Annotated in this window: 8 protein-coding genes and 2 pseudogenes; 6 read left to right on the forward strand and 4 right to left on the reverse strand. The window is 71.8% G+C overall.

From position 1 onward, the window contains the following. Nucleotides 1-65 precede the first annotated feature (65 nt). Nucleotides 66-1,616 carry an FMN-binding glutamate synthase family protein gene (locus tag H305_RS0105265; protein ID WP_199791344.1) on the forward strand — a complete coding sequence of 517 codons (1,551 nt, stop codon included), beginning with the start codon at nucleotides 66-68 and terminating at the stop codon, nucleotides 1,614-1,616. Nucleotides 1,617-1,636: 20 nt separating this feature from the next. Here the strand turns inward: H305_RS0105265 and H305_RS50145 are convergent. Both H305_RS50145 and H305_RS50150 read right to left on the reverse strand, forming a co-directional pair. Further along, nucleotides 1,637-1,891: pseudogene (locus H305_RS50145) on the reverse strand (arginine deiminase family protein); the annotation flags it as partial. Next, nucleotides 1,881-2,249 (reverse strand): annotated as a pseudogene (locus H305_RS50150) (amino acid permease); the annotation flags it as partial. The pseudogenes H305_RS50145 and H305_RS50150, both read right to left, overlap by 11 nt. Before the next feature lie 128 nt (nucleotides 2,250-2,377). On the opposite strand from H305_RS50150, the gene H305_RS0105275 reads away from it, so the two are divergent. Both H305_RS0105275 and H305_RS0105280 read left to right on the forward strand, forming a co-directional pair. After that, a complete protein-coding gene (locus H305_RS0105275; RefSeq protein WP_028799495.1) occupies nucleotides 2,378-3,472 on the forward strand; it encodes a chemotaxis protein in 1,095 nt (364 codons plus the stop codon). A 57-nt stretch (nucleotides 3,473-3,529) separates the two neighbouring features. Continuing rightward, entirely contained in the window at nucleotides 3,530-4,543 is a 1,014-nt protein-coding gene (locus H305_RS0105280; protein WP_028799496.1) for a Gfo/Idh/MocA family protein, read from the forward strand. Between the two features lie 345 nt (nucleotides 4,544-4,888). Here H305_RS0105280 and H305_RS0105290 read toward each other — a convergent pair whose 3' ends face one another. Continuing rightward, the gene (locus H305_RS0105290; RefSeq protein ID WP_234020626.1) at nucleotides 4,889-6,016 is read right to left on the reverse strand and encodes a medium chain dehydrogenase/reductase family protein; all 1,128 of its coding nucleotides are present in this window, start codon (nucleotides 6,014-6,016) and stop codon (nucleotides 4,889-4,891) included. Between the two features lie 127 nt (nucleotides 6,017-6,143). Here H305_RS0105290 and H305_RS53225 point away from each other — a divergent pair, with 127 nt between their 5' ends. Further along, complete coding sequence (locus H305_RS53225) at nucleotides 6,144-6,968, forward strand: TetR/AcrR family transcriptional regulator (protein WP_051370376.1); 825 nt, start codon at nucleotides 6,144-6,146, stop codon at nucleotides 6,966-6,968. Nucleotides 6,969-7,204: 236 nt separating this feature from the next. Next, on the forward strand, nucleotides 7,205-8,674 hold the full coding sequence (locus H305_RS0105300) for a PP2C family protein-serine/threonine phosphatase (RefSeq protein ID WP_028799498.1): 1,470 nt from the start codon (nucleotides 7,205-7,207) through the stop codon (nucleotides 8,672-8,674). Between the two features lie 129 nt (nucleotides 8,675-8,803). On the opposite strand, the gene H305_RS0105305 is transcribed toward H305_RS0105300, so the two are convergent. Further along, nucleotides 8,804-10,306, reverse strand: a complete 1,503-nt coding sequence (locus H305_RS0105305; protein WP_028799499.1) for a hypothetical protein — start codon at nucleotides 10,304-10,306, stop codon at nucleotides 8,804-8,806. Between the two features lie 233 nt (nucleotides 10,307-10,539). Between H305_RS0105305 and H305_RS0105310 the strand changes: the two genes are divergently transcribed. Continuing rightward, a complete protein-coding gene (locus tag H305_RS0105310; protein WP_028799500.1) occupies nucleotides 10,540-11,676 on the forward strand; it encodes an aminoglycoside phosphotransferase family protein in 1,137 nt (378 codons plus the stop codon). The last annotated feature ends 142 nt before the right edge of the window (nucleotides 11,677-11,818 follow it).

Genomic DNA, 11,818 nt, shown 5'->3' on the forward strand with positions numbered 1-11,818 from the left:
ACCCGAGCGGCAGCTCAGCTTTCGCCCCGCGCCGCGAGGTGGGTTTGACTCGTGGTGTGCGCCGGATGCTCTTGCCGCTGTTCGTCGCCCTCGGCGCGGCCGGGGCGCTGGTCCTGGCATGCGCCGTGTCGGCGTGGTGGTGGTGCGCGGCGGGCGTCCTGCTGGCCCTTTCCGCGCTCGCCGTGCATGACCTGACGCAGCGCGGGCGTGCGGTGCTGCGGAACCACCCCCTGCTCGGCCGCTTCCGGCGCGTCGTGGCGGGACGGCGCTCCACCGGACGGGCCGACGACGGGCGACCGTACGGCCCCGGGGTGGTGGCCCTCGTGCGCGAGCGTGCCGCGGGTGCCGAGGCGCCCGAGCCGTTCGGCACCCGACGGGACGTGTACGCCGGCGGGCACGAGTTCCTGGAACCGTCTATGTGTCCGGCCGAGGTGCCCGCCGAGCCGCCCGTGGTCCGCGTCGGCGGCCCCGACTGCACCAAGCCGTACGACATGGCACTGCTCAACGTGTCCGCGATGAGTTTCGGCGCACTGTCCTCGCATGCCGTCCTGGCGCTGAACAGGGGCGCGGCGAAGGGCGGTTTCGCGCAGGACACCGGGGAGGGCGGCCTGTCCGACCACCATCTGCGTGGCGGCGGGGACCTCATCTGGGAGATCGGCACCGGGTATTTCGGCTGCCGCACCGCCGAAGGGCGATTCGAGGCACGGGAGTTCGCGGACAAGGCGGCGCTGCCCGAGGTCAAGTGCGTGTCGCTGAAGCTCTCGCAGGGCGCTCATCCGGGGGCCGGCGCGATCCTGCCGGGTGTGAAGGTCGGTGCCGAGGTGGCCCGGGCACGCGGCGTTCCGGAGGGCGAGGCCGTGGCGTCACCTCCGTGCCACCGGGAGTTCTCCACTCCGCGGGAGATGGTGTGCTTCCTGGCCCGCATGCGGGAGCTGGCGGGCGGCAAACCCACCGGGTTCAAGCTGTGCGTGGGTTCGCGCCGTCAGTTCCTCGCCGTCTGCAAGGCGATGCTCGCCGAGGGGGTCACCCCGGACTTCATCGTCGTCGACGGCGCGGAGGGCGGTACGGGCGCCGCTCCGGCGGAGTTCCCCGGCGCCGTGGGGACGCCGCTCACGGAGGGCCTCCTCACGGTGCACAACGCGCTGGTCGGCGCCGGGCTGCGCGACCGCGTCCGGATCGGTGCGAGCGGTGGCGTCGCCACCGGCGCGGACATCGTCGGGCGGCTGGCGCAGGGAGCGGACTACACCAACGCCGCGCGCGCGATGATGCTCGCCCTCGGCTGTCTCCAGGTCCGTCGCTGCCACTCCGGCACCTGCCCGACGGGAATCGCCACGCAGGACCCTCGTCGGGTGCGTGCCCTGGACATCGCCGACAAGGCCGAGCGGGTCCACCGATATCAGCGGGCGACCGTACGCAGCGCGTGCCGGATCATGGCGGCAGCGGGGGTGCGGGACCCGGCCGGCCTCGTGCCCCGTCTCCTGCTGCGGCGCACCGACGCGGCGACCGTGCGCTCGTACGCGGAGCTCTACGAGTGGCTGGAGCCCGGTGTGCTGCGGGCCGAGCCGCCCGCGTCGTGGCGGGCGGACTGGCGGGCGGCGGACCCGGACGTGTTCTGAACGCCCCCGTTTCGACGGGCTCAGAAGTCCACCGGGTCGCGGACGACGGGACAGGTCATGCAGTGGCCGCCGCCCCTCCCCCGCCCGAGCTCGGCTCCGACGATGGTGATGACCTCGATTCCGGCCTTGCGCAGCAGGGTGTTGGTCTGGGTGTTGCGGTCGTAGGTGAACACCACGCCCGGCTCCAGCGCGACGGCGTTGTTGCCGCTGTCCCACTGCTGGCGCTCGGAGGCGTAGACGTCTCCGCCGGTCTCGACGACCCGCAGCTCGGACAGGCGACATGATCAGCACCCAGTACGTCACGTTGCCGAAGCAGGCGCTGGCCCAGTAGCCGAACGCCGAGAAGAAGCCGAGGTATTCGCCGAAGCCCGCCTTCGCGTAGGCGTAGACGCCCGCGTCGAGGTCGGGTCTGCGGATCGCCAGACGCTGGAAGACGAAGGCGAGCATCAGCATGCCGGTGCCGGCGACGGCCCAGGCGATGAGGGCGCCGGCGACGCCCGTCTCCTCGGCGAACCGGCTCGGCAGGGAGAAGACTCCGGCTCCGACCATCGAGCCGACGACCATCATGGTGAGGGTCGGCAGGGTCAGCTTCGCGGCCGGAGGCGCCTGCGCGGCCGTATCCACCTGCGTCATGGGCGTCCTGCCGGGAAGGGCATCGTCGTGTGCGACCACGATGCGGACCTCGTCATCTGGCGACGCAGCGACCCTAGCAACGAATTGCACCAAATGCCCGACAGGGGAATTGGTCCTATGGTGCTGTTATGGAGCACGCACTCAGCCCCGCTACCCTCTCCGAGCTGCGCAGGCCGCGGCCCTACCCGGCGGTGTCGGTGCTGACGCCGACACACCGCCGCGAGCCCGACAACGCCCAGGATCCGGTCCGGCTGCGCAATGTGATGGCCGAAGCCAAGAAGCAGCTGGAGGCCGATCCCGCCGTCACCCGCGAGCGGCGCACCGATGTCCTCCAGCAGCTCGACCGGGCCGTGTCCGAGGTCGACCTGGCGCATACCGAGGACGGTCTGGTGATCTTCGCGGCACCCGGCGAACACCAGGTCTGGTCCCTGGCACGCACCGTGCCCGAGCGCGTCGTGCTCTCGGACACCTTCCTGACCCGCAACCTCGTCGCCGCACAGGCCTCCGAGCGCCCGTTCTGGGTCCTGTCCGTCGCCGCCGACCGGGTCACGCTGTGGAACGGCGGCGCAGGCCATGTCGTCGAGGACCACACGGGAGGCTTCCCGCTGGTCAGGGACCGCGAGAACTTCGACGCGGAACGTCAGGAGCAGATCGGCGACATGCCGAGCACCTTCCGCGACGAGGGCACCCGCCGGTTCCTGCGCGACGCGGACACCGTCCTGGCCTCGGTACTGCGGGAGAACCCGCGACCGCTGTACGTCACCGGTGAGACCGCCGCGCTCTCCCTCCTGGACGAGCTCGGCACCGTGACCAAGGACGCCACGCACATCCCGCACGGCGGGCTGGCGCACGGCTCCGCCGAAGCCGTGTGGCAGGCGATCCGCCCGCTGATCAACGCCGAGGAACGCAAGGGCGCCGACGAGGTCACCCGCGAGCTCGAAACCGCCCTCGGCCGCAAGGAGTTCGCCGCCGGCGTCGACGAGGTGTGGCAGAACGCGACCGAGGGCCGCGTCCGGCTGCTCGCCGTCGAGGAGAACTACCGGGTGACGGTCCGCGACGACGGCGACCACCTCGTCCCGGCGGAAAGCGGTGATCTGGACTCCCGCGAGGACATCGTCGACGAGATCGTCGAACAGTGCCTGGAGACGGGCGCCGAGGTCCGCTTCGTCCCCGACGGGAGCCTCAGGGACGCGAAAGGCATCGCCGGGGTGCTGCGTTACTGATCACTCCGACCGACAATCGGACAGAGAACCGAACGTCGGCGGAGAGGTACGGAACGCGTGAACGACCTGTTGGGTGTCGCAGTCCTGGGTGCCGGACACATGGGAGCCGACCACATACGGCGGATCGACCGGCTGGTGAGCGGCGCCCGGGTCGCCGCCGTGGCGGACCCCGAGACCGACCGCGCGAAGGACGCCGTGGCCGGCATCGAGAACGTCTCGGTGCACGCCGAGGCCGTCGCCGCCCTCGACGCGCCGGGCGTGCAGGCGGTGTTGATCGCCTCCCCCGGCCCGGCGCACGAGGACGCTCTCCTCGCCGCCTTCGCACGCGGGCTGCCGGTGCTCTGCGAGAAGCCGATGGTGCCGGAGTCCGCCGGCGCGCTGCGGGTGGTGGAGGCGGAGGCGCGGCTCGGCCGCCGGCTCGCCCAGATCGGCTTCATGCGCCGCTACGACGCGGAGTACCTGCGCCTGAAGTCCCTGCTGGACAGCGGCCGGCTGGGCAGGCCCTTGATGCTGCACTGCACCCACCGCAACGTGTCGTCGCCGCCCCACTTCACCTCGGCGATGCTGGTCAACAGCTCCGTCTCGCACGAGATCGACGCCGCGCGCTGGCTGCTGGACCAGGAGCTCACGGCCGTGACCGTGCTCCGGCCCCGGCCCTCCTCGCACGCCCCGGAAGGCCTGCTGGACCCTCAGTTCGTGCTGTTCGAGACCGCGGACGGTGCCGTGGTCGACGTCGAGGTCTTCGTCAACTGCGGCTTCGGATACCAGGTGCGGTGCGAGGCGGTCTGCGAGTCGGGCAGCGCCCGGATCGGTGACGAGCACACGATGGTGGTGACGTCGGCGGGCGGTGCGCACGCGGAGGTGGCGCAGGATTATCTCGTGCGGTTCGCCGACGCCTACGACCGTGAGGTGCAGTCCTGGGTGGACGCCACCCGGCAGGGCCGCGTCACCGGCCCCGGCGCCTGGGACGGGTACGCGGCCTCCGCCGTCGCCGAGGCGGGCGTCCGGGCCCTGGAGGAGGGCGGCCGGGTGACCGTCGAGCTGGCCCCGCGCCCGGACCTGTACGCGTGAACGAGGGCGTCGGGTTCCCGGGCCCGCCGCCGCGTGCCCTCAGCCGCTGACGCTCGCCGCGCCCGTCTCGACGTGCCCGGTGAACCTCCCCCGTCAGCTCGCGGCGGAGTCCACGGCGGTCGTGAAGTCGTACCAGCCGTTCTGGCACGCGACCCCGCTTTCGTCGGAGGGGTGCCCCTGCGGCACACCGCGCGCCGGCGTGCATGCGGTGACGGTCAGGGTCCACGGCGTGCGGTGAGGCCCGGGTGAACAGCGGCCGGATCCCCGCGAGTCGGCGGGGACAGGCACCTGCGCGCCGTCGGTCCGCGGACGGCATGTCGCGCGGGCCGGGCTGCCCGGCGGGCGTCACCTAGGGCCGGGCGCCGCGCCGTCCGCCGGGTCCGGGACGAGGATTACCTTGCCGGTGACGGTGCCGGACTCGGCCAGCCGTACGGCCTCCGCCGCGCGGCTGAGCGGGACGCGCGCCGCCACCTGCGCGGTGATCGCGCCGTCGGCGAGCAGGGCGAGCACCTGGCCGAGGTCGGTACGCAGCCGCTCGTGGAAGGCGGCTGAACGGCGCTTGCCCGCCCAGATGTTGTAGAAGTGCGTGCGCCGGCCGTTGGGCAGCAGTTTCCACAGGAGCAGCCGGCCGATGAGCAGGAGCACGGGCAGCTTGGAGGAGCCTGCGACGTCCCGGGTGGCCGCGGTGCCGTACGAGACGAGCGTGCCGCCCTTCGCCAGCAGACCGAAGGAGTCCACGATGCCGTCGCCGCCCACGTGGTCGAAGACGGCGTCGACTCCGTCCGGCGCCAACTCCCGGACCCGGCCGGGGAGATCGGCGGCGCGGTAGTCGAGCGGTGTCGCGCCGAGCGCGCGCACCGCCTCGTGGTGCCGGGGCGAGGCCGTTCCGATGACCCGGACGCCGGCGTGCCTGGCCAGCTGTACGAGGGTGGAACCCACTCCGCCGTTCGCCCCGTGCACCAGAACGGTCTGACCGGCCCGGACCCGGGCGACGCGGTGCAGCATCTGCCAGGCCGTGATGCCGTTGACGACCACCGTCTCGGCCTCGGCGGGGTCGAGTCCGCCCGGGACCTCGACGAGACCGGCGACGGGGAGAGCGACGAGGCCGGCCCAGCCGCCAACCTTGGTCAGCGCGGCGAAGCGCCGGCCGATCAGGGAGGCGTCCACGCCCTCGCCGGCCCGGACGACGACGCCGACCATGTCGTACCCGGGCACGAAGGGGAACGGCGGCTGGTCGTAGTACTTGCCGCGGCGCATCTGCTGCTCGGCGAAGGACACCCCGGAGGCCTCCAGGGCGAGGACGACCTCGCCCGCGGCGGCCCGCGGCGCGGGACGGACGCGGATCTCCAGGCCGGAGGGTTCCACGACACCCGGGAGGACGACCTCGGTCACCGTTCCCCCGCCGGTGTCGCCACGCTCGGCGGGGTCGCCGTTCTCGACGGGGTGACTCTCCATGACGGCCTCCGGGTTCATGACGGACAGAGCTCCTTCGTTATCGGCTCACACTTGCGTGAGAGGTTCTAACTAAAGCTTGCTCCTCTATATTCTGTTGGTCAAGAGCGGTCACCACCGCACCCCCATCAGACGAAGAGGCGATGACGTGGCCACAGGAAGCCGGACCGGTACGGGCCCGCGCGATCGGTTCCGCGCGCAGGTACGACAGGAGGTCAAGACGGCGGCACTCGCGCAGCTGGCCGAAGGCGGTCCGGAGGCCCTGTCGCTCAACGCGGTGGCCAAGCAGCTGGGCATGACGGGGCCCGCGCTGTACCGCTACTTCGCCAACCGGGACAGCCTGCTCACCGAGCTGGTCGTCGACGCCTACGGGGATCTGGCGGTCGCACTGTCCCGGGCGGCCGGTCACGAGGCGAAGGGCCCCGGCAGCGGCCCGCACGACACCGGCGCGGGCCGCACGACCGGCACGACCCGCCTGGACGGCGCGACCGACGCGGGCCGCACGACCGGCACGGGCACGAGCGGCGCCAAGGACTCGGACGCCGTCGCCCGCCTGGCGGCGATCGCGCGCGCCTACCGCGCCTGGGCACTGGCCGAGCCGCACCGCTACCGGCTCCTCTTCCGGGCGCCGCTCCAGGGTTACGACGCCCAGTCGACCAGCCTGGTCGAGGCATCCCAGCCCGCCATGAACGTCGTACTGGACGCGGTGAACGGCCTGACACAGCCGGACTCGCCGGCTCCGGAGGGTCCGGCGGCACAGTTCCGGCAGTGGATGGAACGCCACGGGATCGAGGGCGTCCCGGAGGCGGTCGCCGCGCGAGCCACCATCCTGTGGGCCCGCCTGCACGGCTTGGTCAGCCTGGAGATCGAGGGCAATTTCGCCTCGATGGGCATCGACCCCGCGACCCTGTACGACGCCGAGATGAAGGACTTCACGAGCACTCGCACATATGCTCCTCGAACGGGAGAATGAACGACGGGCCGCAACCCCGCACCGACCCGTCAAGTCACGTACGCCACCTACGACTTGACCAGCCGCACGCGTACCGCATCCGGCCCGGGCGACCGGCCCGTGAGGACTGCGGCATATGCCAGATGCACCACCGTATCGGGTGTTGCCAAATCCCTTACAGCGCGTCGCGGGCTGTGCAACAGTCGTAACGGTCCTTCCGTCACACAGGTCGTACCGTCCCCGCATCGGAGTACGTCATGCCCTCCCATCTCTCTGCGGACCGCTCCGCCGCCCAGCCGCCCCGGCGCGGCTCGGTCGACGCGCTGATCTCGCAGACGCGGCAGCTGCGGGGCGAGGTGGATGCCGTACGCCGTGAGGCACCCCCGGATCGCACGGATCCGCAGGGACGCTGGCAGCGTGCTCTGTGCAACCTGGCCATGCATCAACTCAACGACCTCGACGCGCACTTGGCGCAGCTACGGGACGGGCCACCACCCTTCCCCGCCCCACCCGCGGCCGCGCCGGCCACCACTGACGCCGTGCCCGCCGCATCCAGGCACGGCTCACTGCTGAGCAGGGTCGGCAGCGCCGAGTGGAATCTGCTGACGGACGAGGCCGGCTGGTCGGGCGAGCTCTACCAGATCCTGGGCCGCGACCCCGCCGCTCCCCCGCTCACCCTGGACGAGCTCCCCTCCCTGGTGTTCGACGAGGACCGGGCGAAACTGACCGCAATGGTCACGGACTGCCTCATCGACGCCAAACCGATCGACGGGGAGTTCCGCATAGTGCGCCCCGACGGCAAGGTGCGGGCCGTCCACATGATGGCCGAGCCCGTGCTCGACGCCGACGGCAGCACCACCTCGATGTGGGCCGTGCTCCGTGACGTCAGTGAACTACGGCGCAGCCAGCGGACGGTGAGCGAGCGCCGTGACTCGCTGCAACACCAGCGGCACCTCGCGCAGACGGAGCGGCGCATCGCGGTCGAGCTGCAGGAGTCCGTGCTGCCGCCCTGGCGCGGTTCCCTGCGGTCCCCGCATCGCGGCCCCGGAACCCTGGATCTGGCCGCGCGCTATCTGCCGTCCTCGACCGGCGCGCTGATCGGCGGCGACTGGTACGACGTACTCGAACTCCCCGACGGAGACATGCTGTTGAGCGTCGGCGACCTCACCGGCCACGGGGTCACCGTGACCTCGGGCATGGCGATGCTGCTCGGCGCACTGCGCGGGATGGCCATGGCCGGCACCGAGCCGGGGCAACTCATGTCCTGGCTCAACCAGTTGCTCGACACCACCGTCCAGCCCGCCCTCGGCAGCGCCGTCTGCTGCCGATACCGGCCCGAGACCCGCACCCTCACCTGGGCGCAGGCAGGCCACCCCGCCCCCCTGCTGTTCCGCGAGGGGACGGGGCGCGCACTGACCGCACCGGAGGGCGTGCTGCTCGGGGCGACTTCGGGAGCCGTCTACGGGCAGGCCGAAGAGACTCTCGAAGAAGGCGACCTGCTGCTCCTGCACACCGACGGACTGGTGCCGCGGCAGTGGGGGTCCCCTCGCCGGGCCGAGGCCGGGAGCGAGGCAGGAACGGCCGCCGTACAAGGTCTGCTCGGCCTGGCCCCACGTTTCGACGGAGCCCGTGCCGCTCAGGACTGTGTACGGATGGCGGTCGAGGAATTCGGCGGATCCGAGCGCGCGGACGACGCGTGCGTACTCATCGCCCGGGTCGGTTCCTGACGGCTTCGCGAACGGGGATCACACCGCGCCCACCGACGGCGCCAAGGACCGGAATCTACCCTGTTCTTGCCGAGGGACCGGAGCCGCACCCCGACCCGCCCGCCGCCCCGTGTCGTCGGGACGGGCTCCTTACGCCCGCGCGCTGTTTCCGCCGCCCCTCGGCTTCAACGAACCGCTGGGCAGGGCCAGTTTGATCTCCTCACGCAGGTCGTGGATCTTCGGATAGCTGGAGTACTGCCCGGTGAGCCGGTACATCTCGCGCAGCCGGTCCCAGGTCCGATGGGAGGAGTTGGCCCCCATCGAGGTCAGGGCGAGTCGCGCGTACCGGTCGGCCTGTTCGGGATCGTCGGCGATGAAGCAGGCCGACGCCAGGGAGATGTGGTCGAAGATCTTCGACCGGTCCCGGCCCGACTCGCGCAGCTTCAGCGCCTCCTTCGCATGGCGCTGAGCCGTGGCCGCCGCCGACGGCTCGTGCTCGGCGAGGGTGCGGTACGCGAGAGCCTGCATGCCGTGCATGTCGGCCTCGTCGAACAGCTGCATCCAGCTCGGCGGAGGGACATCGCCCCGGTCGGAGACGAACAGGTCCTCCGCCTGGCCGAGGGTGCGCCGCATCGCCTGCCCCTTGCCCATGGAGGCCTGCGCCCAGGCCTCGATGGTGTGGAGCATGGCCCGGGTGCGGGGCAGCACCTCCTCGCCGGAACCCGACTTCGCCAGCTTCATGAGGTCGAGTGCGTCGTCGGGCCGGCCCAGATGCACCATCTGACGAGCCGCTCGCGAGAGCGCCTCGCCGGCGCGGGGCCGGTCACCGCCTTCTCTGGCCGCGTGTGCGGCGATGATGAAGTACTTCTGAGCCGTGGGCTCGAGGCCGACGTCGTGCGACATCCAGCCCGCGAGGACGGCGAGGTTGGCGGCGACACCCCAGAGGCGTCGCTGCAGATGGTCGGGGTGCCGGTAGGAGAGCATGCCTCCCACCTCGTTCAGCTGGCCCACCACGGCCTTGCGTTGCAGCCCGCCGCCGCGAGCCGCGTCCCAGGCCCGGAACACCTCGACCGAGCGCTCCAGTTCCTCGATCTCCTGCGACCCGATGGGGGCGGCCTCGTACCGGTCGAACCCAGCGGGGTCGGCGTGCAGGGGATCTTCGAATCGGGGAGCGTCGGCCGTGAGGGCCGGATCGGTGTGGAGCCAGTCGTGCATGGCCGTGCTGAGTGCGGATCCTGCGGCGAGCGCGGCACCCGCGCCCACCAAGCCGCGTCGGTTGAGCATGAGGTCCATTCCCGTGAATTCGGTGAGGACCGCGGCGGTCCGTTCGGGCGCCCACGGCACTCCGTCGGGATGTTCCGCACTCCCGCCGCTCTGCCGCTTTCCCGTACGCCCGTGCCGGACCAGACCGAGGTCCTCGATGGTCACGACACGGCCGAGACGCTCGGTGAACAGGGCCGCCAGCACCCGCGGCACCGGATCGCGCGGGATCTCTCCCATGTCGATCCAACGCCGCACCCGCGAGGTGTCGGTCGCCAGTTGGGGGTGGCCCATGGCCGCCGCCTGCCGGTTGACCATCCTCGCGAGTTCGCCCTTGGACCAGCCGGCCAGGCCGAACAGGTCCGACAGGCGGGTGTTGGGTTGTCCGTTCACGTCAAGCCCCCAGGTTCTCGGCTGATTTGACAGTAACCGCCTGTCAGTTGCTGAGCGACTATTCGCCAGGGTTCGCCAGGGTGCGCCAGATGGTGTGCCAGTGGACATCGGGTGTCAGGTAGGAACGCGCCACCCCGACCCGGTTGCCGCAGGGACACTCCCCAGGGTGTTCCGGCGCGGCCGGGGAGGGTAGCGCGGCAACTCGCAGGCACACGAAGGGATCTGTATCGCCCATGTACGCAGCATCGTCCTCCGTGTCCGCTCCGCCCCGGTCGTTGCACACCCGCCCGGCGGGCAGCGGCCCCTACCTCGACCCCGCTCGCCAGGCACCCGTGCTCGGTGCCGGCCGGACGCGACGCGTCCCGGGGCTCGGCACCCAGCCGCTCAGCGGGAGAATCGACTTGTCCGGCCCTCAGGGCGCGCAGCTGCGCACGGCGATCGCGTCGGTGCACCGGATCTGTCCGGAGTTCGCTCCGGTACAGGTGCTGCGCCGCAGCGGACGTTCCGTGCTCCTCGTGGGCACGACGGGGCGCAGCACGGCCGTCGCCAAGTGTTTACTCGACCAGTCACCGATGTGGGCCGACCGGATCCGGCACGAAATAGCTGCCTACCGCTCGTTCGTCCGGCACCGGCCGCCGGTCCGGGTGCCGCGGCTGATCGCGGCGGACCCGGACAACGGCACCCTGGTCATCGAGCGGATGCCGGGCCGGGTCGCCGCGCTCCAGCGGCATCCCGCCGAGGCCCCGCCCCGCGCGGACATCCGGGCGGCACTGGGCGCGATCTGCCGGCTGAACGCCTGGCGGCCGCCGGCGGGCACGTTCGACGCCCCGCTGGACTACGCGGAGCGGATCTCCCGATTCCACGAGCTGGGTCTGCTCACGGACCGGGACATGGGCGATCTGCAGAAGCTGGTGCACGGCATCGCCCATTCGGCGGGCCGTCAGGGCATGGGGCAGTTCTGCCACGGTGATGCCCTCCTGTCGAACATCCTGCTCTCACCGGCCGGTCCAGTGCTGGTGGACTGGGAGCACGCGGGCTGGTATCTGCCGGGGTACGACCTGGCGACCTTGTGGGCGGTCCTCGGTGACGCGCCGGTGGCGCGGCGGCAGATCAGCCAGCTCGCCCAGTCGGCGGGGCCCGCCGCGCGCGACGCCTTCCTGGTGAATCTGATGCTCGTGCTGACACGAGAGATCCGCACCTACGAGACGGCCGTGCAGCGTTCGATGCACGGCACGGCCCCGGCGGCGCCCGGTCCGGCTCACCCGGGTGCCGCGCCGTCGGGCGAGGAACAGCGGTTGCTGCTGAGGCGGCTGCACGACGACTGCCAGATGGCCCGCCGGGCCGTACGAGCGGCGGTCGGCACTCGCTGACGGGGACGGAGGTCCGCGGTCGCGCCAGGGACAGGGGCGCGCCGCGGACCTCTGTCGTGTCGCGACCTCACCCGTTCGGTCCATTGGTCCACGCCACTGACGCCGCGCAGGCCGCGTCACCTCCGCCACGAAAACGTTCACA

It is taken from the genome of Streptomyces sp. 142MFCol3.1 (assembly GCF_000424945.1).
GTDB lineage: Bacteria > Actinomycetota > Actinomycetes > Streptomycetales > Streptomycetaceae > Streptomyces > Streptomyces siamensis.